The sequence below is a fragment of the Glutamicibacter sp. BW78 genome, from assembly GCF_002332245.1.
In the GTDB taxonomy this organism is placed as follows: Bacteria; Actinomycetota; Actinomycetes; order Actinomycetales; family Micrococcaceae; genus Arthrobacter_H; species Arthrobacter_H rhombi_A.
Map to the genome: position 1 here is coordinate 51,171 of NZ_NRGU01000031.1, position 26,735 is coordinate 77,905.

The 26,735-nt window shown below is 64.3% G+C and carries 25 protein-coding genes and 1 tRNA gene; 16 read left to right on the plus strand and 10 right to left on the minus strand.

Annotated elements, in window-relative coordinates:
- Positions 1-229 precede the first annotated feature (229 nt).
- Positions 230-718, plus strand: a complete 489-nt coding sequence (locus tag CIK75_RS06945; RefSeq protein ID WP_158225913.1) for a hypothetical protein — start codon at positions 230-232, stop codon at positions 716-718.
- Here the strand turns inward: CIK75_RS06945 and CIK75_RS06950 are convergent.
- From CIK75_RS06950 to CIK75_RS06960, 3 genes are read right to left on the minus strand one after another with little or no spacing between them, the layout of a single operon-like run.
- Positions 715-1,623 carry a DNA glycosylase gene (locus CIK75_RS06950; protein WP_096223438.1) on the minus strand — a complete coding sequence of 303 codons (909 nt, stop codon included), beginning with the start codon at positions 1,621-1,623 and terminating at the stop codon, positions 715-717. The genes CIK75_RS06945 and CIK75_RS06950 overlap by 4 nt on opposite strands.
- A gap of 1 nt (position 1,624) precedes the next feature.
- Positions 1,625-2,098 carry a ribose-5-phosphate isomerase gene (locus CIK75_RS06955; protein ID WP_096223439.1) on the minus strand — a complete coding sequence of 158 codons (474 nt, stop codon included), beginning with the start codon at positions 2,096-2,098 and terminating at the stop codon, positions 1,625-1,627.
- 42 nt (positions 2,099-2,140) lie between these two features.
- Entirely contained in the window at positions 2,141-3,193 is a 1,053-nt protein-coding gene (locus CIK75_RS06960; RefSeq protein ID WP_158225914.1) for a beta-propeller fold lactonase family protein, read from the minus strand.
- A 236-nt stretch (positions 3,194-3,429) separates the two neighbouring features.
- Here CIK75_RS06960 and pepN point away from each other — a divergent pair, with 236 nt between their 5' ends.
- From pepN to CIK75_RS06990, 6 genes are all read left to right on the plus strand, one after another.
- Positions 3,430-5,976 (plus strand): aminopeptidase N, encoded by a 2,547-nt coding sequence (gene pepN, locus CIK75_RS06965; protein ID WP_096223441.1) that lies wholly within the window; start codon positions 3,430-3,432, stop codon positions 5,974-5,976.
- 100 nt (positions 5,977-6,076) lie between these two features.
- The gene (locus CIK75_RS06970) at positions 6,077-6,544 is read left to right on the plus strand and encodes an OsmC family protein (protein ID WP_086998189.1); all 468 of its coding nucleotides are present in this window, start codon (positions 6,077-6,079) and stop codon (positions 6,542-6,544) included.
- A gap of 2 nt (positions 6,545-6,546) precedes the next feature.
- On the plus strand, positions 6,547-7,230 hold the full coding sequence (locus CIK75_RS06975; RefSeq protein WP_096223442.1) for a DNA alkylation repair protein: 684 nt from the start codon (positions 6,547-6,549) through the stop codon (positions 7,228-7,230).
- Between the two features lie 44 nt (positions 7,231-7,274).
- Positions 7,275-7,880 (plus strand): globin, encoded by a 606-nt coding sequence (locus tag CIK75_RS16510; RefSeq protein ID WP_241895351.1) that lies wholly within the window; start codon positions 7,275-7,277, stop codon positions 7,878-7,880.
- A 165-nt stretch (positions 7,881-8,045) separates the two neighbouring features.
- The gene (locus CIK75_RS06985; RefSeq protein ID WP_096223443.1) at positions 8,046-9,347 is read left to right on the plus strand and encodes a histidine kinase; all 1,302 of its coding nucleotides are present in this window, start codon (positions 8,046-8,048) and stop codon (positions 9,345-9,347) included.
- Positions 9,344-10,021 carry a response regulator transcription factor gene (locus CIK75_RS06990; protein ID WP_086998180.1) on the plus strand — a complete coding sequence of 226 codons (678 nt, stop codon included), beginning with the start codon at positions 9,344-9,346 and terminating at the stop codon, positions 10,019-10,021. Before CIK75_RS06985 ends, CIK75_RS06990 begins: the two co-directional genes overlap by 4 nt.
- On the opposite strand, the gene CIK75_RS06995 is transcribed toward CIK75_RS06990, so the two are convergent.
- Positions 10,018-10,935 carry a type II CAAX endopeptidase family protein gene (locus CIK75_RS06995; RefSeq protein ID WP_096223444.1) on the minus strand — a complete coding sequence of 306 codons (918 nt, stop codon included), beginning with the start codon at positions 10,933-10,935 and terminating at the stop codon, positions 10,018-10,020. The two genes, CIK75_RS06990 and CIK75_RS06995, sit on opposite strands and share 4 nt — an antisense overlap.
- A gap of 321 nt (positions 10,936-11,256) precedes the next feature.
- On the opposite strand from CIK75_RS06995, the gene CIK75_RS07000 reads away from it, so the two are divergent.
- Positions 11,257-12,024: an ABC transporter ATP-binding protein gene (locus CIK75_RS07000; protein ID WP_096223445.1), complete on the plus strand. Its 768-nt coding sequence runs from the start codon at positions 11,257-11,259 to the stop codon at positions 12,022-12,024.
- A gap of 4 nt (positions 12,025-12,028) precedes the next feature.
- Complete coding sequence (locus CIK75_RS07005; protein ID WP_086998174.1) at positions 12,029-13,936, plus strand: ABC transporter permease; 1,908 nt, start codon at positions 12,029-12,031, stop codon at positions 13,934-13,936.
- 9 nt (positions 13,937-13,945) lie between these two features.
- On the opposite strand, the gene CIK75_RS07010 is transcribed toward CIK75_RS07005, so the two are convergent.
- Complete coding sequence (locus CIK75_RS07010) at positions 13,946-14,620, minus strand: hypothetical protein (RefSeq protein ID WP_086998171.1); 675 nt, start codon at positions 14,618-14,620, stop codon at positions 13,946-13,948.
- 143 nt (positions 14,621-14,763) lie between these two features.
- On the opposite strand from CIK75_RS07010, the gene CIK75_RS07015 reads away from it, so the two are divergent.
- Positions 14,764-15,693 (plus strand): acyl-CoA thioesterase II, encoded by a 930-nt coding sequence (locus CIK75_RS07015; RefSeq protein ID WP_241895369.1) that lies wholly within the window; start codon positions 14,764-14,766, stop codon positions 15,691-15,693.
- Between the two features lie 79 nt (positions 15,694-15,772).
- Here the strand turns inward: CIK75_RS07015 and ettA are convergent, their stop codons facing one another.
- On the minus strand, positions 15,773-17,455 hold the full coding sequence (gene ettA / locus CIK75_RS07020) for an energy-dependent translational throttle protein EttA (RefSeq protein WP_086998166.1): 1,683 nt from the start codon (positions 17,453-17,455) through the stop codon (positions 15,773-15,775).
- 134 nt (positions 17,456-17,589) lie between these two features.
- Positions 17,590-18,135 carry a single-stranded DNA-binding protein gene (locus CIK75_RS07025; RefSeq protein ID WP_158225915.1) on the minus strand — a complete coding sequence of 182 codons (546 nt, stop codon included), beginning with the start codon at positions 18,133-18,135 and terminating at the stop codon, positions 17,590-17,592.
- 212 nt (positions 18,136-18,347) lie between these two features.
- Here CIK75_RS07025 and CIK75_RS07030 point away from each other — a divergent pair.
- A tRNA-Arg gene (locus tag CIK75_RS07030) sits at positions 18,348-18,423 on the plus strand.
- Positions 18,424-18,648: 225 nt separating this feature from the next.
- A complete protein-coding gene (locus tag CIK75_RS07035; RefSeq protein WP_086998160.1) occupies positions 18,649-19,893 on the plus strand; it encodes an MFS transporter in 1,245 nt (414 codons plus the stop codon).
- Between the two features lie 13 nt (positions 19,894-19,906).
- On the opposite strand, the gene CIK75_RS07040 is transcribed toward CIK75_RS07035, so the two are convergent.
- Together CIK75_RS07040 and CIK75_RS07045 are read right to left on the minus strand one after the other, a co-directional pair.
- Positions 19,907-20,566: an SDR family oxidoreductase gene (locus tag CIK75_RS07040; RefSeq protein ID WP_086998157.1), complete on the minus strand. Its 660-nt coding sequence runs from the start codon at positions 20,564-20,566 to the stop codon at positions 19,907-19,909.
- Positions 20,567-20,593: 27 nt separating this feature from the next.
- On the minus strand, positions 20,594-21,433 hold the full coding sequence (locus CIK75_RS07045) for an aldo/keto reductase (protein WP_086998154.1): 840 nt from the start codon (positions 21,431-21,433) through the stop codon (positions 20,594-20,596).
- Positions 21,434-21,530: 97 nt separating this feature from the next.
- Here CIK75_RS07045 and CIK75_RS07050 point away from each other — a divergent pair, with 97 nt between their 5' ends.
- On the plus strand, positions 21,531-22,241 hold the full coding sequence (locus tag CIK75_RS07050) for an HAD-IA family hydrolase (protein ID WP_086998151.1): 711 nt from the start codon (positions 21,531-21,533) through the stop codon (positions 22,239-22,241).
- Between the two features lie 117 nt (positions 22,242-22,358).
- Positions 22,359-22,985, plus strand: coding sequence for a malonic semialdehyde reductase (locus CIK75_RS07055; RefSeq protein WP_086998146.1), 627 nt, complete (start codon positions 22,359-22,361; stop codon positions 22,983-22,985).
- A 38-nt stretch (positions 22,986-23,023) separates the two neighbouring features.
- Here the strand turns inward: CIK75_RS07055 and CIK75_RS07060 are convergent, their stop codons facing one another.
- Positions 23,024-24,142 carry a RelA/SpoT domain-containing protein gene (locus CIK75_RS07060; protein ID WP_086998143.1) on the minus strand — a complete coding sequence of 373 codons (1,119 nt, stop codon included), beginning with the start codon at positions 24,140-24,142 and terminating at the stop codon, positions 23,024-23,026.
- A gap of 290 nt (positions 24,143-24,432) precedes the next feature.
- Between CIK75_RS07060 and CIK75_RS07065 the strand changes: the two genes are divergently transcribed.
- Together CIK75_RS07065 and CIK75_RS07070 are read left to right on the plus strand one after the other, a co-directional pair.
- Complete coding sequence (locus tag CIK75_RS07065) at positions 24,433-25,065, plus strand: hypothetical protein (RefSeq protein ID WP_086998263.1); 633 nt, start codon at positions 24,433-24,435, stop codon at positions 25,063-25,065.
- 142 nt (positions 25,066-25,207) lie between these two features.
- Entirely contained in the window at positions 25,208-26,695 is a 1,488-nt protein-coding gene (locus tag CIK75_RS07070) for a DUF2079 domain-containing protein (RefSeq protein WP_096223447.1), read from the plus strand.
- Positions 26,696-26,735: the final 40 nt, after the last annotated feature.

A 26,735-nucleotide genomic window follows, 5' to 3' on the forward strand; every position in this document is an offset into this window, starting at 1 on the left:
AGCTTCCAAAGATCCCCAGTTTGACCGGACGCAACTAGACCTTGGCCACAAGGAATCCGGGTAATCACTGTGGCTACCGGGATTCCTTGTCTGTTAGTTGCCGCGCTTCGGGGGATGCTTCGGAGCCCGTGGGTTCGGAGTTTCCGTTCCCTTTGGCGGGGTAACCGGTAGTAGCTTCGGAGCGCTAGGAGGTGCCTTTCCTATTCATTCGGGGGCCATTCCGACGTTGTTGGCGATCGAGGCCGGCCAACTGCAACCCACCCGGCTGGTCCTGCTGGAGCCGGCGCTCTTCGATATCGTCAGGGGCGTTCCGGCGGTGGAAGAGCACATCGCGGTGATGACCCGGGCCCGGCAGAAGGCCGCCGACGGTGACCTTTTCGGTTATTGGGCACTGGTCAAACCGTTCATGTTTGGCGGCCGCGCCCTGGTGGAGGATTGGCAGCAGGATGAACCCCACGCCCGCCGGTTCAGCACCCAACCGGCACCATGGGGTCACAACATCACGCCGGATCTGATGGCGACCCTGCCCACCCTGGTGCTCACCGGCGGCTGGAACGAACAGTATGAGGCAATCGCCGCGGTCTTGATCCGGCACGGGGCCGCCCATCGCATCCTGCCAGGAAGTGGTCACCGGGCTCAAGACGCACCGGAGTTCGAAGCGCTGATCGCCGCCTTCGAACAGGACACGCCGGCCCGAGGCCGGATCCGGGGTCGCTAGGCCGACCGACCCGTGCGGGGCTGGCAGGCAGGACACCAATAGAGTTTGCGCGCCGCCAGCTCGGCCAGTCCGATCGGCGTCCGGCAGATCAGACAGGGCTGCCCCTGGCGTTGGTAGGTGTAGTAGGCATGATCGGGCCAGACCGGGGCTTCGGGGTCGGCACGGTCTGGGGCCCGGGTGGTGATGATGCGGCCATCGCGGACCCCATCGGCCATGAGCGCGCAGATATCCTGCCACAACCGGCGCACCACCGGTACCGGCAGGTCGCGGCCTCGCGCCCACGGGTCGAGTCCGGCACGGAAGAGTGCTTCGGCCCGGTAGATATTTCCGACCCCCGCAATCAGGGCCTGGTTCATCAGCGCGGCGGCGATCACGGTACCGGTGGCCCCGATCCGTCGGAGGAATTCCTCTTCCCCGGCAGCGGTATCAGCCCCCAACGGGTCGGGTCCCAACCGCCCCCGAACCGCTTCGGCCTCCGGCACGGTCAGCACCTCGCAGACCGAGGGGCCGCGCAGGTCGGCCCAGCCGTGTTCGGAGACCAGACGCATTCTGACGTGGCCCACCGGTTCCGGAGGTCCGTCGTAGGCGACGGGAGTCCCGTCGTCGTAGGCCTCCTTCTCGCCGATGCGTCGCGGGGCACCGATGCTCGAAGCGCCCCGGAAACCCTGGTCTCCCCCGAAGCCGAAGGCACCATAGAGCCCCAGATGGACCCGCAGAATCTGTTCGCCGGCGAAGCGGGCGAACAGCAGCTTGCCGTGGGCCGTGGCCTCCAGGAGCTCACGACCGTCTAGCAGTGCGGCCCCTGCCGTGAATCTTCCTTGCGGGCTCGACACCCGCAGTACTTCTCCGGCGAAAACATCGTCCAGTTGGCGGGCAAGCCGGTGGACGGAGTGGCCCTCGGGCACCCTAGTCCTCTAGTTGGCCGGTGGTTTCGTAGGCACCGATCTGCTGGATTCGACGAATATGGCGTTCTGCTTCGCTGAACGGTTCGGCCAGGAAGGCGTCGATCAGGCCAGTGGCCTCTTCGATACTGTGCTGGCGCCCACCCACGGCAACAATATTGGCGTTGTTGTGTTGGCGGGCCAGTCGGGCGGTGTCCAGGTTCCAGGCCAAGGCGGCGCGGATCCCCTTGACCTTATTCGCGGCGATCTGTTCGCCGTTGCCCGAACCTCCCAGCACGATCCCCAAGGCATCCAGTCCGCGGGCCTGTTCGGCGCCGACGGCTTCGGCGGCGTTAATGCAGAATCCCGGGTAGTCGTCCTCGGCATCGTAGGAGGTCGGGCCATGGTCCACGACGTCGTGGCCGGCGCCGCGCAGATGCGCCACCAGGTGGGCGCTGAGTTCGAGTCCGGCATGGTCGGTGGCAATATGAACGCGCATGATGTCCTTCGGGTCATCCGTGGGAGGGGAACATTTCCTACCCTACAAGGGGGCGACGACCTCGATCCACAGGGGCCCCTCACCGGTGGCTGCCCGTCCGGTGGCCGTGAGTGTTCCGTCGTGCGGGGAAATCCCGTAGGCGCTCAGGTGGCCCGAACGTTCCCCGCAGACAAAGAGGTATTCCCCGTCCGCATCCACGCCGGCCCCGCGGGGTTGTTCTTCGGTGTCTGTGGTGCGCAGATAGTCCAGCTTGCCGGTATCGGGGTCGATGGCGAACGTGGAAACCGTCGAAGTTGAGCGTTCGGTGGTGAAAAGGAATTTTCCCCGGCCCCCGATGCGGATATCGGCGCACCAGATGGCGTCGGGGCCGGGCACCGGGCCTCCTGGGTGGCGGGCGAAGCCGGGGACGAGGCCCAGGGAGGCGGGGACGGTGTCAATGCGCTGGATTTCGGTGAGGGCCCCGGTATCTGAATCCCGTTCATGGACGGCGACTTCCCCGGACATCTCGTGGATGACGTAGACCCGGGAGGCGTCGGCGTTGAAGAGGAGGTGTCGCGGCCCCGAGCCGGTCGGCGCATCGAGGGACCCGGCCAGCGTCAGTTCCGCTGTCTGGGTGGAATACCAGACCACACGGTCACTGCCCAGCGAGGCAGCATAAACGTAGCGGCCATCGGGGGTCGTACGGACGCTGTGGGCCTTCTCCCCCGGGCTGGGCGCCCGCAGGGCGTCACCGGCCGGCAGGCCGTCGGCGCCCAACGGCACTGAGTTCACCGCGTCGTGGTGGTAGGAAGCGCTGCGGACCGTCCGACCGTCGGCATCCAGACTGATATAGGCCGTGTTATCGGCCAACTCAACACGGGTGGCGTTGCTCAGTCGGCCGGTGGAACCGTCGATGTCTAGGGCGTTCAGCATCGGCGGTTTGCTGGAGGCCCCGGCATAGAGCAATCCACGCTCCCGGCTCGAGGCCAAAGAACGGATCCCCTCCACGGCAACCGGTTCACCGGCGGGGCTCAAGGTTCCTGTTGCGGGATCGAAGGCGAAGGTCTCGACGGTTCCGGCCTTCGCGCAGCCAACGTAGACATGGGTCTGGTTCACGGTGCTTCTCCTGGTCATCGACGCGGGGTGGCGGGACGGATCCCGTGAACCGATCCTATCCGGCCCCCTCGGGCCAGGACACGGGCCCCCGGATCACTCTGCCGGTATTTCATCCCGCCAGGTAGCGCCATCGCGACGTTTAAGTGAGACAATATCCGTAATGTTCAGGAATCGCTTCAGATATCCGCGCTCTCTGGACCGCCATCAACCGCGAAAGACCACAGGGAGGCATCACCGTGCCAGGATTGAATCTCACCCGCGACGAAGCGCGTGAACGCGCCGGGCTAGTCACCGTCGAAACCTACGACATCGAGCTGGACCTCACCCGCGGAGAGAAGGTGTTCGGTTCCACCACCACCGTGAACTTCGAGGCGACCGCCGGAGCCAGCACGTTCATCGACGCGGTCACCGATACCGTGCACTCGGTCACCCTCAACGGGACGCAGCTGGACCCGAGTGAAGTCAGCGACGGCGTGCGCATCCAGTTGCCGCAGCTCGCTGCCCATAACGAGCTGCGCATCGTCGCCGACGCCCTCTACATGAACACCGGAGAAGGGCTGCACCGTTTCGTGGACCCGGTGGATCAGGAGGTCTACCTCTACTCCCAGTTCGAGGTGCCCGATTCCCGGCGCATGTTCGCCGTCTTCGAACAGCCCGACCTGAAGGCCGCCTTCTCCTTCACCGTCACCGCCCCGGACTACTGGGACGTCATCTCCAACTCCCCCACCCCCACGCCGTCGGCGGCCGGGGAGGGCAAGGCCACCTGGGCGTTCTCGCCCACCGCGCCGATCTCCTCCTACATCACGGCGCTCATCGCCGGGCCCTATGAGGCGGTGCGCAGCCAACTGACCAGTTCAGACGGACGCACCATCGCCCTGGGCGTGTTCGCCCGCAAGTCGATCATGGAACACCTCGATGCGGAGAACATCTTCACGCTGACCCGCCAGGGCTTCGAGTTCTACGAGGAGCAGTTCGGCACGCCCTACCCGTTCGAGAAGTACGACCAGCTCTTCGTCCCGGAGTTCAACGCCGGGGCCATGGAAAACGCCGGGGCCGTCACCTTCCTGGAGTCCTATGTCTTCAGGTCCCGACCCACCGATGCCATGGTCGAACGCCGGGCAATCACCATCCTGCACGAACTGGCCCATATGTGGTTCGGGGACCTGGTGACCATGCGCTGGTGGAACGACCTCTGGCTCAACGAGTCCTTCGCCGAATTCATGTCGGCGCTGGCCGCTGCGGAGAACACCGAGTTCAGCCAGGCCTGGACCACGTTCTCCTCCATGGAAAAGTCCTGGGCCTACCGCCAGGACCAGCTGCCCTCAACACACCCGATCAAGGCCGAAATCAAGGATCTGGAGGACGTCCAGGTCAACTTCGACGGCATTACCTATGCCAAGGGCGCCTCGGTGCTGCGCCAGCTGGTGGCCTGGGTCGGCCAGAAGGAATTCATGGCGGGGGTGCGCGAATACTTCTCCAAACATGCCTACTCCAATACCGAACTTCCCGACCTGATGCGCGAGCTCGAGGCCTCCAGTGGTCGCGACCTCTCCGAATGGACCCGACTCTGGCTTGAAACGGCGGGCGTCAACAAGCTCGAAGCCGAGATTGCTACCGCCGACGACGGGACGATCACTTCCTTCGCCGTCGTCCAGTCGGCACCGGAGAATTACCCCACCATCCGCCCGCACCGGGCAGCAGTGGGCTTCTATGACCTGAACGACGCCGGAAAGCTGGTCCGCACCCACCGTCAGGAACTCGATGTCGCAGGTGAGCGCACCGAGGTCGAGGCCTTCGTGGGCAGGAAGCGCCCCGACCTGGTGCTGGTGAACGACGACGACCTGGCCTATGCGAAGATCCGTCTGGATCCCGCCTCACTCCAGGTGGCGATGAAGCATCTGAAGGATTTCGAGGCTTCGCTGCCCCGCACCCTGGTCTGGGGTTCGGCGTGGGATGCCGCCCGCGACGCCGAAACACCTGCCCGCGAATTCGTCGAACTGGTGCTGCGCAATATTGGCCACGAATCCGACTCTTCGGTGGTCTTGGTCATCTTGGGCCAGCTGAACACCGTCTTGGACTACTACGTGCGCGCCGATGATCGCCAGCGGATGGGTGAGCAGGCAGCCGATCAGCTCTGGGAGTTGGCCCGCCGCGCGGAGGCCGGCTCGGATAAGCAGCTCCAATTCGTGAAGGCCGCGGCCTCACGCTCACGGACCGCGGACCAGTTGGATACGGTAGCTGCCCTGCTCGGTGGCGAGCAGCAGCTGAAGGACCTGCAGATCGACGCCGACCTGCGCTGGTATCTGCTCACCGCCCTGGTCGCCGGCGGGCGAGCCGGTGCAGCCGATATCGAGGCCGAACTGGCCACCGACGATACGGCCAACGGCCGGCTGGCCGCCGAGGTCGCCCGGGCAGCCATCCCCACCGCCGAAGCGAAGCTGGCCGTCTGGGAGGCCATCATCGATGGCAGCGAGCTTTCCAACACCCATCAGCGTTCGGCCATCAACGGGTTCAAGCAGGCCCACGACCCAGCACTGTTGGAGCCCTTCGCCGCGAAGTACTTCCAGGTCATCCAGGGTGTCTGGGAGTCCAAGAGCTGGGAGATCGCCCAGCAGATCATCGTCGGCTTGTTCCCGATGGCCCAGACGACGGAGGCGACGTTGAAAGCCACCGATGCCTTCTTGGATCAGCTGGGTACCGGAAGCCCTGCCTTGCGCCGGATGCTGGTGGAAAGCCGCGACGCGGTGGTCCGGGCCCTGGCCGCGCAGGCAGTGGACGGATAGTCCCTGAGCGGCTGATCGGGGCAACCGGCTGGGTCCCGGCTCCACATGGAGCCGGGACCCAGCACGTTCGGGCTCGAGGATTCGGGCCTACAGTGGTGCCATGGACCCGAATCTGCATCAATACCGCGTCGACGTCGAGTGGACGGGCAACCACGGCACCGGGACCACCGGTCATCGGGACTACGGCCGGGAACATTTCTTGCGGGCAACCGGGTTACCGGATCTGCCAGGGACCGCGGACCCGACCTTCCACGGCGACTCCGACCGGTGGAACCCCGAGCAACTCCTGCTGGGTGCCCTCGCCCAATGCCATATGTTGTCCTACTTCCATGTGGCGGTGAAATATGGGCTCCACGTCACCGGATACACGGACTCCGCCGCCGGAACCCTGCGCTTGAACCGTGACGGGAGCGGCGAATTCACTGAAGCCCTCCTGAGTCCGCGCGTCGTGTTGGCCGATGAGTCCCAACGTGGCCTCGCCGATTCCCTCCACGAACGGGCGCACCAGCTGTGCTTCATCGCCCGCTCGGTGAACTTCCCGGTCCTCAACCGACCCGTCGCACCCTAGTCATGGCAGATGAACTCGGGCAGTTGATCACCTCGCGGTTGGCGGCCGTCGCCGATCCGACCGCGGCGGGAGCCATGCAGCGCTATCTGAAGACCGAAATGGACTTCTTCGGCGTCCGCGCCCCCACGGTCCAGCGGATCGTCCGTGAGGCGGTCCGCGAAACGGGGGTCAGCCGCTGGGAGGATCTACTCGACGAGGCCAGGAAGTTGTGGGACGGTGCCCAGTGCCGCGAGCAATGGTATGCCGCCCAACAACTCACCGCTTACCGGTCCTGCAGGGGCCGACTCGAGTTCCTGGACCTGTTCGAAGACATGGTCGTTGACGGGGCCTGGTGGGACATCGTCGATAATTGCCACCGCAGGTTCGCCCATCTGCTCGCCCACCATCGCGAGCAGATGGATCCGCTCTTGCGTCGCTGGGCGGTGGATCCGAACCATTGGAAACGTCGAATAGCCATCATCACCCAGCTCAGCTCGAAGGAAGACACCGACGTCGGCCTGCTGGAAGCTGCCATCTACCCGAATATGGCCGAACAGGATTTCTTCCTCCGCAAGGCGATTGGTTGGGCTTTACGCGAATACGCCAAAACCGATCCACCCTGGGTCCGCTCCTTCGTTGCCAGCCATCGCTCCGAGCTCTCGGGCCTGAGCCAACGCGAAGCACTGAAGCACCTGCGCATTCGATAGTGTGGAGAAGGCTGGACCGTGCCAGCCGTGGAAGGAATCGACTCGTGAGCGACCAACAAAACCAGCAAGGCGGGCCCATCCGTTTGCCCGGAGGGGAATCCCTGGGCATCCATGTCGGACAGGTACGCCCGCTGTCCTCCCCCTCGGTATCCCCCGGCGCCTCGGGCGGGCAGCCCGAGGACACCGATGTCTCCGGGCAGAGTCCCGACCGGTTCGGCGGAACCACCCCGGCATCTGCAGACGTGGGCGATCATGAGGACCTCTCCCCCTACCTGGGAACCTTCTACGCCGAGGTCGGCGGCTCGAAGACCTTCCAGCGGCTGACCGAGTACTTCTACGAGTCCGTCGCCAACGATGCCGGGTTCCGGTCGATCTACCCGGAAGAGGATCTGAAGCCCGCAGCCATCCGACTGCAGTTGTTCCTGGAACAATATTGGGGTGGGCCCACCACCTACAGCCAACTGCGCGGGCACCCCCGTCTGCGGATGCGTCACGTGCCCTACATCGTGGACACCGCCGCCCGGGATACCTGGTTGGCCCATATGCGCCATGCCCTGGACCGGATCGCCCTGCCACCGCTGCAGGATGCGACGATCTGGGACTACTTCGACCGGGCGGCCCGCTCGCTGCAGAACGCCGCCGACGGGTAGGACCGCTGCCGGCCGGAGCCGTTTTGGCCGTATCTTGGCCGCTCAGCTGCCCTGTTCGGCCCGGTCCCTCATCTGCAAGGATGGCAGGGTGCCCCGGGCCTAGATAGGGGATCCACGACGACGTCGCCCCTTTCCAACACCGGCTCACGACAGGAACTTCACGAGATGAACGAGCAGGCGCAGCACGGTTTCCGGCCATCCCCCATCGAGGGGATCATCGCCGTGATCAGCGGCGGGCTGGCCCTGACAGTCCTCTTCCTGCTCCCCCTGCTCGAGGAGGCCGACACCGGTATACCCGGAGGGACGTTCCCCGCGGGAGGCGAGAACTTCTGGGTCGTTGCGGTGGTGCTGGTGTGCCAGTCCGCGGCGCTCCTGTGGGCGAAGTCGGCACCGCGAACGGTCTTGACCCTCGTGGTGCTGTTGCCGGTGGTACTCGCCGTTTTCGTGCCGGGCCCGGCGTTCAGCCTCAGCACCATTGCCATCTTTTGTGCCGTCTTCCTGTCGGCGGGGCGGCTTCCCCTGCCTCGGGTGGCACCCCTGTTGGTGCTGGCCGTCCTGATCATTGCCGGGGCTCAGGCGTTCAATGACTTCCGCACCGGCCTCCCTGCCACCGCTGCCGTGACTTCCGCCGTCGGGCAAGCCCTGGTGGTGGTCGGGGCCCCCTTGCTGTTCGCCTTGGTGCTCTCGGCTCGGCGGGAAGCACGTCTGTCACGGACCCATGAGATTCAGGCTCTGGCCCGCGAACAACAGGCCCGCATCGAGGCCGCCGTTTCAAAGGAACGCACAGCGATGTCCAGGGAACTCCATGATATTGCCGCACACCATATGTCGGGTATAGCCCTGATGACCGCAGCAATCCAACAACAAATCGACACCGATCCCGAGGAAGCCAAACGCTCGGCCCAACAGGTTCGTTCCCAAAGCACAGCGGTGCTGGAGGATCTGCGCAGGATCGTCGGGCTGCTGCGCGAACACCCCGAGGGCACCCGCTCGGTGGAAACCATAGCCGGGATTCCCGGGCTGGTTGAAGAACGCCGACGTACCGGGATGGACGTGGATCTCCTCCAGTCGGCGGCCCGGCCAGATCGGGAGCTAGCCGCCGGAATCGGCCCCTTGGCGCAACTGGTGGTGTATCGGATGGTCCAGGAGTCCCTGAGCAATGCCGCTGCCCATTCCCCCGGGGCCCGCTGTGTGGTGGATGTCGATGACAGTGATCCCTCCCAGCTCATCGCCGTCGTTCACCATGGGCACGCCGCCGCAGGCCAGGTCGGGGAGGGTGCCGCCGCTGGTGCTGGTGTCGGCGGGGGTTTTGGCTTGCTCGGACTGCGTGAACGGGCCGAACTGATCGGTGCGGCCCTCGACCATGGGCCGAACGCCGAGGGCGGTTGGTCGGTACGTCTGGTGGTGCCCCGCGAGGTCGCCAGGCACCCCATTGACGCAGACGAAACCCCTCAGGAGATGCCATGATCCGCGTGCTGCTCGCCGATGACCAACCCCTCGTACGTGCCGGACTCTCAGCTCTGTTGAACATGGAACCCGATATCGATGTCGTGGCCGTCGCCTCCGACGGGGTTGAAGCGTTGGCGCGTGCCCGAGAGCTAAAGCCCGATGTCGCCTGCCTGGATATCCGCATGCCCGGGATCGATGGGATCACCGTCACCCGCGAACTGTGCGGCCCCGGCGTCGAGACGCCGACCCCTGTTCTGGTCCTGACCACCTTCGACCTCGATGACTATGTTTTCGGGGCCCTGGAGGCCGGCGCCTCGGGGTTCCTGCTCAAGGACGCCGAACCGCAGGTCATTGCCCAGGCGGTCCGCCGGGTAGCCGCCGGGGAGGCCACGATCGACCAGAGCCTCACCCGGCGGGTTCTGCGCGAGTTCGTTCAGCGCCGCAACTTGCAGCCGGTGTCCGGGCGGCGGGTGGAGGACCTCCTGACCCCGCGTGAACATGAGATCCTGCTCCTGCTGGCCCAAGGCAAACCCAACGAGGAGATCGCCGCCGATCTGGTGGTGGAAGTCTCCACGATCAAATCGCATCTGGCCCGAATGTTGCCCAAGCTCGGGGTCAGGTCTCGCCTCCAGGCGGTGGTGTGGGCCTACCAGAATCGCATCGTCGAAGTCCCCGACGGCTCCGGCAGCTAGACTGCCCCGTCGAGGACGTCCTCCTGCCCACCACCTGGCACATACCCCAACTGCCCGCGCGTCGTGACGATGACCAGCACCGCAGCAACGATGGCACCGGTGGCAGTGGCCGGCAGGACCAGGTCACCGGTGATCGCCGGGAAGGTCTCGGTCCAGATGATGGAGGCGAAGGTGTTGACGCTGACGTGCATGAGCATCGAGAGCGGAAGGCTCTGCCCGGTGCGGTTGAAGACCCAGGACATCACCACGTTGAACGCAATGCAGAATAAAATGAAGGCCACGGGACGGATCCAGTTTGCCTCGGGCCAGCCGCCCCATTCGGTGAGGAACAGTGGCAGATGCCAGAGGGCCCAGAGCGGGCCCAGGATCATGGCCGCCCCCAGGGCTCCGAAGCGTTGTTGGAGCCTGGGCAGGGCGAAGTCACGCCACCCGGGTTCCTCGGCCAGGCCCGTGGTGAGCATCTGCAGCAGCAGCAACGGCACGTAGAGAGCGATGGCTGTTAGCGAGGGAACACTGATCTTCCCGCCGGAGAACGCGAAACCGGTCAGGAGCATCGCCGCGGGAACCCCGAGGAGTGTGATGGCATACCACTGCCAGGAAACACGCCAACGCCATAGGCGCCCGGCCCAGCTACGGAGCCCGGAACGGCCGTCCGCCACTGCGGTAACCAACAGTGCCGAACCGATGGGCCCCAGGAAGGCCCCCGGAATGACGCCGGCGAACTGCGAGGTACCCAGAAACTCGGGGAAGCTATAGGCCCAGATCCCCAATCCGTTCATCGACAGGATATAGGGCAGCCAGCCCAACCAACTCAAGACGTTGGTCAACACGAAGAAGGTCATCAGCGGGCGTCTTCGGATCAGATTCCTCATGGATCCCGTGGCATGATCCGGCAGTAATTCGGTGGTGGTCATCGTGGCCCCTTCCAAGGGTTCGGTCGCTGTTGCACTGCCCTGTCGACGCTAGGTCCGGAGCAAGACGTTCTTCTAGCCGCCCGGGATGGCCGCGGAGAGGTCCCTCCCAACGGTGTAATCCAGTCCCCGACCACCGGCTGGCTGGCACCGGATAGGGGCTCAGGCGCGAACTGATTCGGCGCCCGGCGGGAGGATTCACGGGAGGGCATTGCATCAAAGGATGCAAGTCCTCAACTGCCTCCCCGGGCGGCTCGATCCCGACCTGGCGCACTTCTAGGCTCGAAGACGTACCACCACAGACCAGGATTGAGGAGCCATCCCATGAGCACGACAGCCCCGTTAGCAGCGCCGAACCCACAGATCACTTCACCCGCCGTGGACTTGATCCGTTTGCGCAAGACCTACCCGAACGGCCCCGGCCTCTCCACCGCCCTGAACGACGTGTCGGTGTCCCTTGAAGCCGGCAGTTTCACGGCGGTCATGGGCCCATCGGGCTCGGGAAAGTCCACCCTGCTCAATTGCGCCGCAGGTCTGGACGCACCCACCAGCGGGCGGGTAGTGATCGGTGGAACCGAACTCACCGTGCTCTCCCCCGATGCGGCCACCCGTTTCCGCCGACGCCATCTGGGTTTCATCTTCCAGGCGTACAACCTGATCGGACACCTCACGGTCGTCGAGAACATCCAGCTCCCGCTTCAACTCGATGGCCGGCGCCCCGACCCCGACTGGCAGCACCAGCTCATGTCGGCCGTCGGACTCATCGGTCTTGAGGACCAGCTCCCCGGTGAACTTTCCGGTGGCCAGGCCCAACGGGTCGCCATCGCTCGGGCGCTGGTGACCCGACCAACCGTCGTCTTCGCCGACGAACCCACCGGCGCTCTGGATCGCCAGACCGGGGACCAGGTCCTGCAGATCCTGCGCTCCACGGCACATCACTTGGGACAAACCCTGGTGCTGGTCACCCACGACGCACGGGTTGCCGCCGCCGCCGACCGGGTCATATTCCTCGCCGATGGTCGGCTGGCCGGAGAACTGGTGGAGCCAACCAGCAGCCGGATCGCCGACCGTCTCGTGAAGCTCGGGGGCTAAGGCCATGTGGGCTTATACTCGCGCGGCCTTACTCGTTTATCGTGCGAGTTTAATCGGCAGTTTCCTCGTCGTCGTCCTGGCGGCGGCCTTGCTCTCTGCCACTGGCGTCCTCCTGGCTTCGGGCTTAAGCTCCGACGCGGCGGGCCCGTCGTCGCCCTTGCTGGTGTCGGTCGCCGGTTCCTTCGCCGGAACCGCCTTGATCCTCGTCATCATCGTGGTCACCCAAACGTTTTCCTCCGCACTGCGTCAGCGCCAACGGCAATTCGCCCTGCTTCGCGCCATCGGAGCCACCCCCGGGCAGATTCGTTCGATGATCGCCGCCGAAGTCTTTGCCGTGTTTTCCCTGGCCGCCCCGCTCGGCGCCATCCCCGGGCTCTTCGCCTCCCGGTTGCTCCTGCCGCTCTTGCGTGAAAATGGGATCATTCCCACTGACTTCGAGTTGAGCATCACCGCCTGGCCGGCGGTGGGCGCTGTGCTGGTCCTGCTGCCCTCGAGCCTGCTGGCCGCACGTTTGAGCGCGCGCAAGGTGAGCCGGATCGCTCCCGTGGAGGCCGTCACCGCAAGTGCCTCGGAAGCCTCGATGCTCTCCCCCGTGCGCCGTATTTCGGCGCTCTCGCTACTGGGACTGGGCTTCGTGGTGGCCTTCACCCCCGTCCTCGTTCCGGGAACGATCGGCAGCGCCACCGGTGCCTCCTCGGCGTTCCTCTTCATTGCTGCCGCCGCCGTGGGAGGGCCGGTGCTCGTGGGGTGGGTGGCCCGAAAAGCGGTCAAGGCTTCCCGGTCCGGGCCAGCTGGTCCCGCGGTCCTGGCTGCAGCCAATACCCGGGGGTTCTCGCGTCGACTCACGGCAGCGATCATTCCGCTGGCCCTCTTTCTGGCCTTGGGGACCGTGCAGTCGGGGGTGAACCTGGGAACGGTCGGCGCCGCCGGTCAGCAGCTACGCGAGGGGCTGAGCGTGAATCTGATTATTTCCACGCCCACAGGCGTCACGGCTGCCAACGCCGCCACTGTGGGGCACGCGCCCTCGGTGGAGTCCGTCATGGCCAGCTCGACTCTTCCGGTGACCTCGAAAATCGAGGACGACGACGAGGACCTGGCCTTCTTCAACGATCTGTTGTGGGAGCCCGGATCGCTGCGGACCGTCGGAGCCCACGCCGAACGGTTCCTGCACCCGGGGCTGACTCAGGGTTCCTTGGAGGATCTGGGTGCCCCGGACACCATTGCGGTCAGCAGCGAGGCCACGCTGGGTACCGGAAAAGGCATCGGGGATCCCGTCGAACTGCGTTTCAGCGATGGAGCCGAGCAGACGTTCACCATCGCCGCGATATATTCCAAGGGTTTGGGTCTCGGAAACTTCATCATCAACGAACAGAACCTGCCCGAGGCGAGCAGACCTGCCCGGGCTGACTCATTGCTGGTGAACACCACCGGAACCGGTGCAGGGTCGGTCGGCACGGCGATTGGGGGCACCGGACTCACGGCCAGCAGCGTCCCCGACTACGCAGCTCACACCGTGTCCTCCTCCGCGCAGGAACAACAACTCTCCAACGTCCTGCTGCTGGTTTTGGTGCTGTTCGTGGCGTTGGCCGCCGCCAATACTCTGGTGATGCTCACCGGTGCCAGAAGGGACGAGTTCGTCCTCTTGAAGCAGCTCGGAGCCACACGGACCCAATTGAGGCTCATGGTTTTGCTCGAAGCCGTTTTCCTGACCGTGGCAGCCCTCGTGATAGGTACCCTCTGTGTTCTTCCAGCGCTCTTCGGCGTCGGCTACGGCCTGCTCGGTGGATGGGCGCCCGCCGTCGACTGGCCCATCTATGGTGGGCTCGCCCTCGCGGTGGTGGCCATCGCTCTCGGGGCGATGGGTCTGTCAGCCTGGGGTGGCACCCGGAATCACCGGCAGGTGAGGGCTTGATCGGGTAGCCTACAGCAGCTGGGCTGCATGGCGGATGAGGGTGTGGCCCCCGGAGGAGGACAGGCGCAGCCAGCGACCTTGCCCGAAGAGTCGGCTGCTGCCCCCGGGGCGCAGGAAGCCCAAGGTATGGGCGGCGAAAGCAGCCCCCAGGGGCAGTTCGATCTCCGCGGGGCCGGTGCCGGTGACCGGTGCCGACCAGATCCTCCCGCGCACCGTATCGAGGACCGGGCGGCCCACGCTGGTCGGTACCGCCTCGGCCACCGAGCGCATCCCGGCTTCGGCCTGCCGGCGTAGCTCGTCGTCGTCGTAGGCTCCCCGTTCCTCCCACCCCGTTAAGGGTGGGGTGATACCGGCCCATGCTGCCCTGGATTCTGCTGGTGGCAGGGCCAGGATCGTCTCGGACTCCTCCACCCGGGCCAGCCGGTCGGTCAGGGCACCGAGCTCATAGACGGCTTCGAAGCCGTCTGCTTCCGGGGTGGCCAATTGGGCCACGCGCAGCCCGAGCACCGTGGGAGTCACCGCGGCAATGGCTTCTTGGGCCAGCACCGGAACATATACCGCCAGCGCCGTCCTGACCGCTTGGAGCCTGACCTGTCCGTCTTCGACGGTCCGGGCCCGGGCCAGGAACGTGCGTAGATCGGTCATCGTGTCGGCATCGGCGAGGGGCAGCGTATCGTGAAGCATGATCCCATGCTGTCACCCCCGGAGTCGGCACGCTATTTTCCGGTTCTTCCCGGTTGATCGGCGAGGTGGCCCACGGATAGTCTCAAGCGCAGGACAATCCCTACCAAGGAGTAATAGTGCCCGAACATGAAGTGCCCGAATCCCTGGTCAGGGTGTTGGCTCTCGAAGGAGACGGTCAAACCCGCACGGACGAGGACATCTTCGTCGGCCACACGCCCGCACAGAGCCGGGGCCGAGTTTTTGGCGGGCAGGTCTTGGGCCAGTCGGTCATCGCTGCCTCGCGCACCGTCGAGGGTGAACGCCCCATCCACTCCATGCACGGATACTTCTTGCGTCCAGGTGATGTGAAGGTTCCCATTACCTTCGGTGTGGAGCGGCTGCGCGACGGCCGGTCCTTTTCCGCCCGGCGGGTCCATGCGTACCAGAACGGCAAGCCCATCCTGTCGATGATCGCTTCCTTCCAGGAGCCCGCGGAGGGACTCGAACATCAGGTGCAGATGCCCCAGGGCATTCCGGAACCGGAGTCCTTGCCGACCACCGCCGAGGTCATCGGTAAGATCAATCATCCGGTGGCCAGGGAATGGGCGTATAAGCGTCCCTTCGACATCCGCTACATTGACAAGCCGTTGTACTTCGAAGCTCCGACCGGTGACGCCCGGAAGGCGTCGAACGCCATCTGGATGAAGTCCTATGAAGCGCTCCCCGACGACCAGTCACTTCACCGGGCTGCGCTGGCTTTCGGCAGCGACTACACGTTATTGGAGTCGGTACTGCGCCGCCATGGTTTGCCGTGGATCACTCCGGGCATGAGCGTGGCCAGCTTGGACCATGCCATGTGGTGGCACCGCGATGTCCGTGTCGACGATTGGCTGCTCTACGTCCAGGAGAGCCCCAGTTCTTCCGGTGCCCGTGGTTTGGGCCAGGGACGATTCTTCACCCGAGACGGCGTCCTGGTTGCCACCGTCGCGCAGGAAGGCATGGTCAGGGTCCCCACCGATACCAAGTCCAAACTCATCGGTGGTGTCCAGGCGCGGCTGATGCGTGCGGCCATCAAGCACGAACAGAAGCGCTGAGGCTCCCCACCCCGCACGAAACGGTGCCCCCACTGGATGCGAACATCCGGTGGGGGCACCGTTTTTGGATCCGTAAACCCTAGCCGCGCGTCAGGCGGCGGTGGGTGACACGGTGGGGCTTGGCCGCATCCGGGCCGAGCCGCTCGATCTTATTCTCTTCGTAGGCTTCGAAGTTGCCCTCGAACCAGTACCATTTGGCGGGATCGTCTTCCGTGCCTTCATAGGACAGGATGTGGGTGGCCACCCGGTCAAGGAACCACCGGTCGTGGGAGACGACCACGGCGCAACCGGGGAATTCCAGGAGGGCGTTCTCCAAGCTCGAGAGCGTTTCGACATCGAGGTCGTTGGTCGGCTCGTCAAGAAGGAGCAGGTTCCCGCCCTGCTTCAGCGTCAGCGCCAGGTTCAACCGGTTGCGCTCACCACCGGAGAGCACACCCGCCTTCTTCTGCTGGTCCGGGCCCTTGAAACCGAAGGCCGAGACGTAGGCCCGTGAGGGCATTTCGACGTTGCCGACCTGGATGTAGTCATTACCCTCGGAAACGACTTCCCAGAGGTTCTTCTCCGGATCGATCCCGCCGCGGTTCTGGTCAACATAGGAGATTTTGACGGAGTCGCCAACCTTCAGCACCCCGTCGTCGATCTCCTCCATGCCCACGATCGTCTTGAACAGGGTCGATTTACCGACGCCGTTGGGGCCGATGACGCCGACGATGCCGTTACGCGGCAAGGTGAAGGAAAGATCTTCGATGAGCACACGGTCCCCGAAGCCCTTCTTGATCTTGTCCGCTTCGATGACCAGCGAACCCAGCCGTGGGCCCGGTGGGATCTGGATTTCCTCGAAATCCAGCTTGCGGGTGCGCTCGGCCTCCGCAGCCATCTCCTCGTAACGGTTCAAACGTGCCTTGGACTTGGTCTGGCGGCCCTTGGCGTTGGAACGAACCCATTCGAGTTCATCGCTCAGACGCTTGGAAAGCTTCTGGTCCTTCTTGCCCTGTACCGCCAGCCGCGCCTGCTTCTTCTCCAGGTACGTCGAGTAGTTGCCTTCGTAGGGGTGGAGCTGGCCGCGGTCGACTTCGGCGATCCACTGGGCCACATGGTCCAGGAAGTACCGGTCGTGGGTCACGGCCAGGACGGCGCCCGGGTAGGCCTGCAAGTGCTGCTCAAGCCAGAGTACCGATTCGGCGTCGAGGTGGTTCGTCGGTTCGTCAAGAAGCAACAGGTCGGGCTTCTGCAATAGGAGTTTGCACAGGGCGACGCGGCGGCGCTCACCACCGGAGAGAATGGAAACTTCGGTATCGCCCGGAGGGCAGCGCAGTGCATCCATGGCCTGCTCGAGCTGGGAATCGATATCCCAGGCGTCGGCGGCGTCGATGGCCTCCTGCAGCTTGCCCATTTCCTCGAGCAGTGCGTCGAAGTCGGCATCCGGTGAAGCCATCTCCTCTGAGATCTCGTTGAAACGCGAGATCTTGTCGTAGATTTCACCGACACCTTCCTGGACGTTGCCCAAGACGGTCTTCTCTTCGTTCAACGGTGGCTCCTGGAGCAGAATGCCCACCGAGTATCCGGGGCTGAGGCGCGCCTCACCGTTTGAAGGCTGGTCGAGGCCGGCCATAATCTTGAGGATTGTCGATTTACCAGCACCGTTCGGGCCAACAACACCGATCTTCGCGCCGGGGTAGAACGACATGCTGACGTCGTCGAGGATCACCTTGTCGCCAACGGCCTTGCGGGCCTTGGTCATGGTGTAAATGAATTCTGCCATGCCCACTAGGCTAGTCGTTCCCGCCGCCAATTCCCTATTTAGAGGTAGGCCCACAGACTGTTGGGACGTCGGAAGCGGTGAGTGAGCTACCGGTCTCCATATACTTATCGACGAGCAGGGCACCCGTGGAGAGATCAGCCGGCCAGGGGCTCGGTTTCCGAACCTGACGGCTCGTCCCACCCGGACACCGGATCGGTACCGAATCTTCCGGCGGCAGGATCTGCCGATTCGACCGGGCCACCGGCTTCCTCACCCTCCACCACCGGCGGGTCCGATTCCACGGACCGGTCTGCGGTACGGGCTGCGGCCAGCTGCGGCAGACGGGAAAACTCGGTGGTCCCGAATTTGAGGTCGTGACCAATGACCTCTGCTTCAACGTCAATCCCGGTACCCGTACTGCCGTCCTCCCGGGTGTATTGGTCCACCTTGGCGTAGCCGGCCACGAAAACCCGTTGTCCCTTACGCAGCGACGCGTGGGCATTAAGACCCAATTGGTGGAACACCTTGATGGTGTACCAGTTGGTGCTTTTGGTCTCCCATTCCCCGCTCTGTTGGTTCCTGCCCCGGATATCGGCACCCAGCCGGAAGTGGGTGACCCGAAAATCATTCGCATGCGTGCGCACCACCGGGTCGGTACCGACATTGCCGACCACGGTAATGAAGTTGTTCACGTCTTTCATGGTGTCCTCCAGTGCTGATCTCCAACCGGAACAGGCAGTCCCGCTTCCCCAGACTGGCCGGGAGTCCAAGGAAGCCATGCCACCGTGGTCCGGTCTGTGGACTCTTGGCGACCAACCCGATGTTACCGCCGGTTGTGAGGGGGATGTGGGCTCGAATGTGGCGCTGCAGCAACGGATCGCTAGAATGATTCCTGTTGCCCTGCGGGGCACCGGCCCCCGTAGCTCAGTGGATAGAGCAACAGCCTTCTAATCTGTCGGTCGCGCGTTCGAATCGCGCCGGGGGCACCATCCATGAACAGCAGGCCTCAGGACGGATATCCGCCAGATTCCTGAGTCGCCCGAGGCACGAACCCTATATAGTCCACCCGCGGCACAAAAGCGATTAGACTGTACCCAGTGGTAGCAATCCTGCCCGTTTTGCCAGCAACGCCCTACATCTCTTCGGGCGATTCGCGGCCCTCACGGAGCCGCAACACCACCCGTATCCCCTCAGGAACAGGAAGAAGCATCCAGGTGCCCACGTCGCAGCCGATCATGGTTCGCGGAAGCCTCCGTGCGTGGCGCAACGCTGTTTTCGCTGTTTTTGCTCTCTCGGGTCTGGGTTTTGCTTCCTGGGTTTCCCGGATTCCCGCGGTGCGGGACGGCATGCACCTGAGCACGGCAACCATCGGGCTGATGCTTTTCGGGCTGGCCTTCGGGTCCATTGCCGGACTCGCGACCGCCCCGAACTATATGGCCAGGATGGGAACCCGGAACGGGCTGCGCTATTCACTTCTGGCCATGGCCGGGGCCACCGTGTTACTGGGCCTGGCCGCCGGAGTATGGGGTTCCTTCCTCGCCTCAGCAGGGGTTTTGGTGCTCTTCGGCTTCTTCTACAGCATCACCGATGTCGTCATGAACGTCGAAGGGGCAGACGTAGAAAAGGCCAATGGGCGCACCCTGCTGCCGATGATGCACGCCTTCTTTAGCCTGGGGACCATCATCGGCGCAGCCCTCGGCGCCGTGGCAGCCATGAACTCACTCCCGGTGGGCATCCACTTCACGGTGGTCGGCCTGGCGATTGCGGCGGCCGGCAGCTGGAGTGTGCTTCATATCCCTGGCCCCGGCGCCAAGGTATCCAGTGCAGGCCCAGCCGCTCCAGCGGCGGCCGCCGATTTCGGACGCCACCCCCGCTTCGGTGCACGCCTTCGGGAAACCCTGAAGATGGCCGCGGAGCCGCAATTGTTTTTCTTGGGTCTCATGGTCATTGGGATGGCCTTCGTGGAAGGATCCGCCAACGACTGGTTACCCCTGGCAGCTGTCGATGGGCACGGTTTCAATAATGCCGGCGGAGCCCTGGTCTATGGGACTTTCGTCGCGGCAATGACCGTGGGGCGTGCTGCCGGCGGACCACTGATCGACAGGTTGGGTCGACGCCATACGCTCACGATCATGGGGGCTTTGGGTTTCCTTGGGCTCCTGGTCTTCATCCTGACCAACACACATTGGACGGCCTTCGGTGCCGCCGCACTCTGGGGTCTGGGGGGATCATTGGGCTTCCCGATCGGAGTCTCCGCTGCGGCAGACCACCCCACCCATTCGGCCCGCAGAGTCAGCATCATTTCGATCTTCGGCTATATGGCGTTCCTCGTCGGCCCGCCGGTCCTGGGACTGCTGGGCGAACACTTCGGAATCCTGAACGCCCTCTACCTCGTGGCGTTGATGTTGTTGCTCTCGCTGCTGGTGGCACCGCGCGCCATGCGCGCCTCGGCGCGCTAGCCACCCGGAACGCTCAGACGCCCAGCGTGGCGAACCATGGGCCGACGGGCTTCTCGCCGTCGCAGAACTTCAGCGTCGCTCCGATGGTGCGTGGTTGCACCAACGACTCGGCAATAGCCAACGCGACGTTGGCCCGTGAGGTCGAGGTATCCCCGGAGATCGGATGCTCCAGCGGGGTTACTTTCCCGGTGGCCGGCTCCAGTGTGAGAGCCCCCGGGCCCAGAATGGTCCAATCCAGTGCCGATTCGCGGAGATGCTCATCGGCGGCGATCTTGGCCGCTTGGTAGGGGTAGAACGGGTCATCGAGGGGTTTCAGATACTGAGTATCAGCCGTGGCAAAAGAGACCATGATGAACCGTTGGACCCCTGCGGCCATGGAAGCATTCATGATCCGGATGGCCGCATCGCGGTCGACGGCGTACGTCCGGTCGGCGTCACCGCCACCGGCCCCAGCGCTGAAGACCACGGCGTCGAAACCTGCCAGGACCGGCTCCAGTTCGGGAGCCTGGGCGCGCTCGATATCCAGCACCACGTCAGTGCCGCCGGCGGCGCGGACCTCGTCGGCGTGGGCTGGATTGCGGATCACCGAGGTGACCTCGTCACCCCGGTTGGCCAGTTCGCGGGTCAACAACAGGCCGACCTTTCCGTGGCCGCCGATCACGATGATCTTCATACGTAGCTCCTGGGTTCAAAAGGGTGATCAGTGACCGAAGACCATCGGATCGACCGGGGCGTCCCCGGTCCCATCGAGGGCATCGATGGCTGACATTTGTGCGGCGTCGAGTTCAAAACCGAACACATCGAGGTTGCTGGCCATGCGCCCGGGATCTTCCGACTTCGGGATGGGTGAGGCACCGTGTTGCAGGTTCCAACGCAGGACCACCTGGGCAGGGGTCTTCTGGTGGGCGGTCGCCGCTTCCACGACGGGCGCTGCCTCCAAGACACCGCCGCGGGCCAGCGGGGCCCAGGCCTGAGTGTGGATGCCATGGCGTTGGTGGAAGGCAATATCGTCTGCGCGCATCCACAGCGGGGAATGCTGGATCTGGTTCACGTCCGGCACCACACCGGTGGCATCCATGAGCTCGGTCAGCTGGGACTGGGTGAAGTTCGAGGTGCCAATCGCCCTGACTTTGCCCTTGGCCAGAAGCTTGGCCAAGCCCTTATAGGCGTCCACATAGGTGCCCCGCTCCGGGTTCGGCCAGTGGATGAGCAGCAGGTCGATGTAGTCCACGCCCAGCTGTTCGATCGAATGCCGCCACGCCTGGCGTACGCCGTCGAAGGAATGCCATTCGGCATTGAACTTTGACGTCAAAAACACCTCATTGCGGGCCAGCGGGGAACGGGCGATTCCTTCACCGATCCCGACCTCATTGCCATAATTCTCTGCGGTGTCGAAGAGCCGATACCCGACGTCTATGGCGTTACGGACGGCAGCACCGGCCTCCGTATCGTCCATCGTCCAGGTACCCAATCCGATCATGGGGATCTCGGCACCGTTGGCGAGCTTCTGCAAGGGAACTGCTGCTGGATTCTCTGACATTCATTCATGCTAGCTTGCCCCGTCGCTTCCCGCCCGAGAACGGGCAACGATTTTTTATGCGACCCCGGAGCGCCGATACCGCCGATAGGCTGGGAACATGACGACCAGCGACTCCCCGGCAGCCCACCACGACGCCATCGGCGATGACCTCGACGTCGAGGCACTGCTCTTCGACCTCGATGGGACCCTCATCGATTCGACCCGGGCCACCGAAAGCTGCTGGCAGGAGTGGTCCCACAGGATGGGGTTGGGCGACCACGGCCAGCACCCGCACGGGGTGCCAGCCCGCGATGTGGTGGCTCAACGGATCGAACCGGCCCGCCGCAGCGAAGCATTGGCGTTGATCGAAGCCCTGGAAGTCGAGCAGAAGGAAGGCATCACCATCAAGGACGGTGTCGCCGAACTGCTGGCGGCGCTGCCGTCTTCCCGCTGGGCCATCGTCACCTCGTGCACGGCGGAACTGGCTGCCGTGCGGTTGGCGGTGGCGGGGATCGAAGCCCCCACGGTTCTGATCTCCGCAGACTCCGTGGCCCACGGAAAGCCCGACCCGGAGGGGTACCTCGCCGCGGCGGCCAGCCTGGGCGTGGACCCGCAACGGACCGTGGTCTTCGAGGATGCCCCTGCAGGGGTCGAGGCCGGCCGTGCCGCCGGGGCGTGGACCTTGGGCATTACCGGAACATACGACGCGGGATCCTTGGCTGCTTCGAAGATCGTGGAGACCTTGGAGGGCATCACGGTGGCCGTGGCAGCCGGTGACGCCGGTCTGCGACTGGGCTTCCCGACCGCCGATGAACCTGCGGGTGACTAAGCCCACACCGGGATGCGGAAATATGCCTCGACAGCGACTGGTTGGGGAGGGTGTACCAGCACACCGTCAGTGCCGGGCGGATCGCTCGCTTGGACCACTGCCTCCCGGAAGGACTCCATGACCACCACGATCTCCGATTTCGAGCAGGAACTGGCCATTGATCCAGCGACCGCCGACGTCCTCTTCCGTGAAGCGCGCACAGCCAATACGTTCACCGATGAGCCGGTCAGCGAGGAGACGGCCCAGGCCATCTACGACCTCATGAAAATGGGGCCCACCATGATGAACAACCAGCCGATGCGCATCACCTGGGTCCGCTCCGAAGCCGCCCGTGAACGCCTGGTCGACCGCATGGCCGAGGGGAACCGCGCCAAGACGCTCTCGGCGCCGCTGGTCGCCGTCCTGAGTTTCGATACCGAATGGCATGAGCACTTCGCGACGTTCCTGCCCCACGCCGCCGATCGCAAGGCAGCCTTCGACGGCGAGGACCAGGCTGCCGCCCGCTCCCACGTGGGCAACTCCAACGCCCACCTGCAGGCGGGGTACTTCATCATGGCCGTGCGCGCCGTGGGCCTGCATGCCGGACCCATGGGCGGTTTCGACGCCGCCGGGGTGGACGAGGATTTCCATGCCGGAACCACGCAGAAGACGTTCATGGTCGTCAACATCGGCAAGCCCGGCGAAAACGCCTGGCGTCCACGCCTTCCCCGTTTCGACTACCAGACGGCCACGACCACCATCTAGTCGGCCCGTCCCTCCCCCGGGATCGGCGGGCGTCGCCCCTAGGGCTCTTCGCTCGCTCGTCCCGGGGTTTTTTCTGCCTGATAGGAATCCATTTGGGCCAGCCGGCGTCGTAGGCTCTCTTGGCGCTGCCGATCCTTCCCGGCGGTCAGCTCGATATGGCTGGCCCCGAAGCGCCACAGCAGCACATCGTCCAAAAGACGGTCAGGTCCTGGTGAATACCGGTGATCCAGGGCCTTGCGCACTTCGGTGATCGCCGTGGCGTCGAGGAGCCCGGCCAATTCGATGGTCGTGGTCAGGTCGTGGGCGGCCAGGAGTTCGGCGGCCCACCCCCAGTCATCGTCTGCCTTGCGGTCCACATGCGGAAGCAATGTCTGCCAGACCTCGCGAATACGCGCAGGATCCAGTTCCACACCCCCTTCGCCCTCGCTGTCCCAGTAGCCAGTCACCGCCAGGTAGCGGTCATGTAGTTCCTCGAACGTCGACTCGACGGCCTCGAGCATCGCGGCGGTCGCGGTGAACTGCCGGTCCAGATACGGGCTCCAGGCGCGCGGATCGACTTTCTTGAACCTGATGTCATGCTCGATCTCGCTCCAGGCATGAGCCAGGATCGTCCGGATCTGGGTTTCAAAAATATAGTTACCGGTGACCCTGACGTTTTCCGCCAGTTCGCCCTGGTAGTCCCTGACGACGTCATTCTGCCGGGTGCGCAGGATCAGGTGCCGGCTGGAATAGCCGTAGGTTCCGGACTCCACCGAGCCAATGTCCTTCTCCCGGTCGGCACGGCAATCGAATTCGTTGCGTCGACGTTTGATCAGGTTGGCGGCCTCACGGACTTCATGGGGCAGACTCACGATGACCCGCACGCCCACGAGGTCATGCAGATCCCGCAGCGGGTGCGGGAATTCGAGTTGGCGGTCCCCTCCTGGTTCGTTGGGTTCGATCATCCGCGAGGCCTTATCTCGGAAGGAGTCCACCGATTTGGTGCGTCCGGTGACGAAGAGCGGCTGCACATCGACGCCTTCGAAAATCTCACGGATCCGTGCGGTGACGTCGGCGGTCACCTTCTCCAGGTGGGGGCGAAGGCGCTCATAGTCGAGCGTCACTGCTTCGACCCCGGGTTTCAACTGTTCATCCAGCCGGTCGAATACTGCTCCCATGAATGGTCGCTCCCTCGCCTCGTTGTGTACCGCACCACACACTATCAAGCGTCATCCGGGCTGAGCATCCGTCGGGATAGGAGCTCCGTGCCGAGGATCACCGACGACCGAGGGACCCTCTCGGCGTGTCCACAGAACAGAAGGAGTAGTGTGGGAAGCACGCAACGGCATTTTCCGCAGCGTTTTCCGTTCACCTCGGCGCCCCAGGGGGCATGTCCTCCCGTGCGCCGGACATCACCGGCGGACCAGCTATCCGCAACCAGCAGCAACCCCAGGAGAAGCACCCCTTCATGACCGCATCTGCCCCGGAATTATCGACCGACACGCTGTTTAGCCGCCGTTACGAGGAGCAGATCGCCCCCGTCAACCGACTTCTTGACGAGACCGCCTTGCTGCGCCCGGGCTCCTCGGTCAGCTATGTCGACCCCCAGCACGACGTCGACCAGGTCAAGATCATCTCCCTGTTCTCCAATATCGGCACCGCCGATGACAGTGGCTTCATCACCCCGGGCGACTCCGACGCCGCAGAGCGCATGATCGCCCTGCAGTGGCAGCTGGGCCTGCGTCCGGAATACGTCATGCCGTGGAACGTCTCCCCCTGGCATACCCCCGGTGAAGCCAATGGCCGCTTTGAGCCGGCCCAGATCACCTCGGGCCTGAAGCCGCTGCTGCGCATGCTCAAGCAGGTTCCGCGTGCCTCCGTTCTGGTCGCTCACGGCACCGAGGCACACCGCCTGGCCGATCAGCTGGCCAAAACGCAGAACCCGTTGCTGTGGCGCCGTGGTTTCAAGACCTATAAGGTCAAGTCCCTCGACGGCCGCGCCTTCGCCGGTTCCGCCGAACGTCAGCAGGGCCACCTGGATCAAATGCAGGCCGCTTACGCCGACGCCATGGCCCGCACCGGGCTGGCATCCATCCACTAGTCCGCCCTTCCGCCGGATCCAGCGGCAATCGTCGAAACGGTGTCCACCTTCGGGTGGGCACCGTTTTTTGTGATCAACACCGTGCCGTGCCACCGCCTGCGCGGTCCCACAAGGGAACCGACGCACCGCTAAACTCGTAGCCATGCCCGAAGCCCCACCCGCCACCGATTCTGCGATCCACCCCGTCAGCCGAGCACAGAAGCTGCAGCTGACCGCGGTCATGGTCGGCGCCACCATCCTGTACGTCGCCCACTCGTTGCTGCGCTACCGCAATTTTGAGGCCAAGGGCTACGACCTGGGCATCTTCGACCAGGCGGTGCACCAGTACTCGCTGTTCAAGGCACCGATCGTGCCGATCAAGGGCGTGGACTTCAATCTCCTCGGGGACCATTTCCACCCGATCATTGCGCTGTTCGCCCCGCTGTATTGGATCTGGCCGGACCCGCGCATGCTCAACTTCGGCATGATCGCCCTGCTGGTGGTCACCGCGATTCCCGTCTACCTCTTCTGCCGCAAACATCTGGGCCACCGTGGAGGATTGCTCACGGCGGCGGCCCTGCTGCTGTGGTGGCCGTTCCAGTCGATGGTGAACTGGGATTTTCACGAGGTGGCTTTCGCGGTACCCCTGATGGCCTGGATCGTCTGGGCGTTCGACGCCCGAAGGTACTGGCTGGTCGTGGGCCTGTCCTCCATCCTCTTGTTGGTCCGTGAAGACATGGGGGTGACACTCGTTGCCGTGGGCATCGTCCTGGCCTTCCACCGCCAGTGGGGCAAGGCCATCCTCATGGCCGTCGTGGGTGTCGCCGGCTACGTGGTGGTCACGGAAATACTGGTCCCCCATTTCGCACCGCCGGATGCCATGTCCTATTGGCAATACACGGCCTTGGGCCCCACAGCGGGGGCGGCGATCGCCTTCATCCTGTCCCACCCGCTGAAATCCATCGCGTTACTGTTCAACAACGAACTGAAGATCCTGCTCTGGTTGATGTCCTTCGTCCCGCTGGCCTTATTGCCCTTCCTCTCCCCCTATGTGATCCTGGTGGCGCCGAGCCTGCTCAGCCGTCTCTTCAACGACCGGTTGAACACGTGGGCTCCGGTCTACCAATATGACGCGATGCTTGCCCCGGTGCTCATCATGGCCTCGGTGCATGTGCTCTCGAAGATCATTGCCCGCACCGGCAAAAAGAAGTTGGCCGTCGGGGCTCCCGCCTATTTGCTGATTTTGGCGTTTGTCTGCACCCTGTTCATCCACGCGGTCTTCCCCTTGGGCCGCACGCTGACCGGACAGAATTGGTCGATGCCCGAAACGGCGAAGGCGCAGGCCCGGGCGGTGGCCCTGATCCCCGACGGGGTATGCGTGGAGGCGGCGGATACAGCGGTCCCCCACCTGGTTCAGCGCACCTATGTGGGCCTACACGGGGATATCGGGGACGACCTGTCCAGCTGGATGATCATCGACTTCAATACCGACGAACTCGGCGGCTGGGATCCGCTCTCGCCGCAGGAAGCGCTGAAACGCGGCAAGGACCTGGGCTTCAAGGTGGTCACCCGCGACGATCACGGTATCTGGGTGCTCCACCGCGATATCCCGGTCAACCAGGTCTGTCGCGACTACCTGCCCCAGCACTGAGGCCGTTCCCTGTTTGCCGGGCTAGGGGCGCGTGAAGGTG

Excerpts from the sequence above, each read along its gene's own strand:
- CIK75_RS06955 (WP_096223439.1), bottom strand. The coding sequence starts at position 2,098 with ATGCGCGTTCATATTGCCACCGACCATGCCGGACTCGAACTCAGCGCC.
- CIK75_RS06970 (WP_086998189.1), top strand. The coding sequence starts at position 6,077 with ATGGACCCGAATCTGCATCAATACCGCGTCGACGTCGAGTGGACGGGC.
- CIK75_RS06975 (WP_096223442.1), top strand. The coding sequence starts at position 6,547 with ATGGCAGATGAACTCGGGCAGTTGATCACCTCGCGGTTGGCGGCCGTC.
- CIK75_RS06985 (WP_096223443.1), top strand. The coding sequence starts at position 8,046 with ATGAACGAGCAGGCGCAGCACGGTTTCCGGCCATCCCCCATCGAGGGG.
- CIK75_RS06990 (WP_086998180.1), top strand. The coding sequence starts at position 9,344 with ATGATCCGCGTGCTGCTCGCCGATGACCAACCCCTCGTACGTGCCGGA.
- CIK75_RS06995 (WP_096223444.1), bottom strand. The coding sequence starts at position 10,935 with ATGACCACCACCGAATTACTGCCGGATCATGCCACGGGATCCATGAGG.
- CIK75_RS07000 (WP_096223445.1), top strand. The coding sequence starts at position 11,257 with ATGAGCACGACAGCCCCGTTAGCAGCGCCGAACCCACAGATCACTTCA.
- CIK75_RS07005 (WP_086998174.1), top strand. The coding sequence starts at position 12,029 with ATGTGGGCTTATACTCGCGCGGCCTTACTCGTTTATCGTGCGAGTTTA.
- CIK75_RS07010 (WP_086998171.1), bottom strand. The coding sequence starts at position 14,620 with ATGCTTCACGATACGCTGCCCCTCGCCGATGCCGACACGATGACCGAT.
- ettA (WP_086998166.1), bottom strand. The coding sequence starts at position 17,455 with ATGGCAGAATTCATTTACACCATGACCAAGGCCCGCAAGGCCGTTGGC.
- CIK75_RS07025 (WP_158225915.1), bottom strand. The coding sequence starts at position 18,135 with ATGAAAGACGTGAACAACTTCATTACCGTGGTCGGCAATGTCGGTACC.
- CIK75_RS07040 (WP_086998157.1), bottom strand. The coding sequence starts at position 20,566 with ATGAAGATCATCGTGATCGGCGGCCACGGAAAGGTCGGCCTGTTGTTG.
- CIK75_RS07045 (WP_086998154.1), bottom strand. The coding sequence starts at position 21,433 with ATGTCAGAGAATCCAGCAGCAGTTCCCTTGCAGAAGCTCGCCAACGGT.
- CIK75_RS07050 (WP_086998151.1), top strand. The coding sequence starts at position 21,531 with ATGACGACCAGCGACTCCCCGGCAGCCCACCACGACGCCATCGGCGAT.
- CIK75_RS07055 (WP_086998146.1), top strand. The coding sequence starts at position 22,359 with ATGACCACCACGATCTCCGATTTCGAGCAGGAACTGGCCATTGATCCA.
- CIK75_RS07060 (WP_086998143.1), bottom strand. The coding sequence starts at position 24,142 with ATGGGAGCAGTATTCGACCGGCTGGATGAACAGTTGAAACCCGGGGTC.
- CIK75_RS07065 (WP_086998263.1), top strand. The coding sequence starts at position 24,433 with ATGACCGCATCTGCCCCGGAATTATCGACCGACACGCTGTTTAGCCGC.
- CIK75_RS07070 (WP_096223447.1), top strand. The coding sequence starts at position 25,208 with ATGCCCGAAGCCCCACCCGCCACCGATTCTGCGATCCACCCCGTCAGC.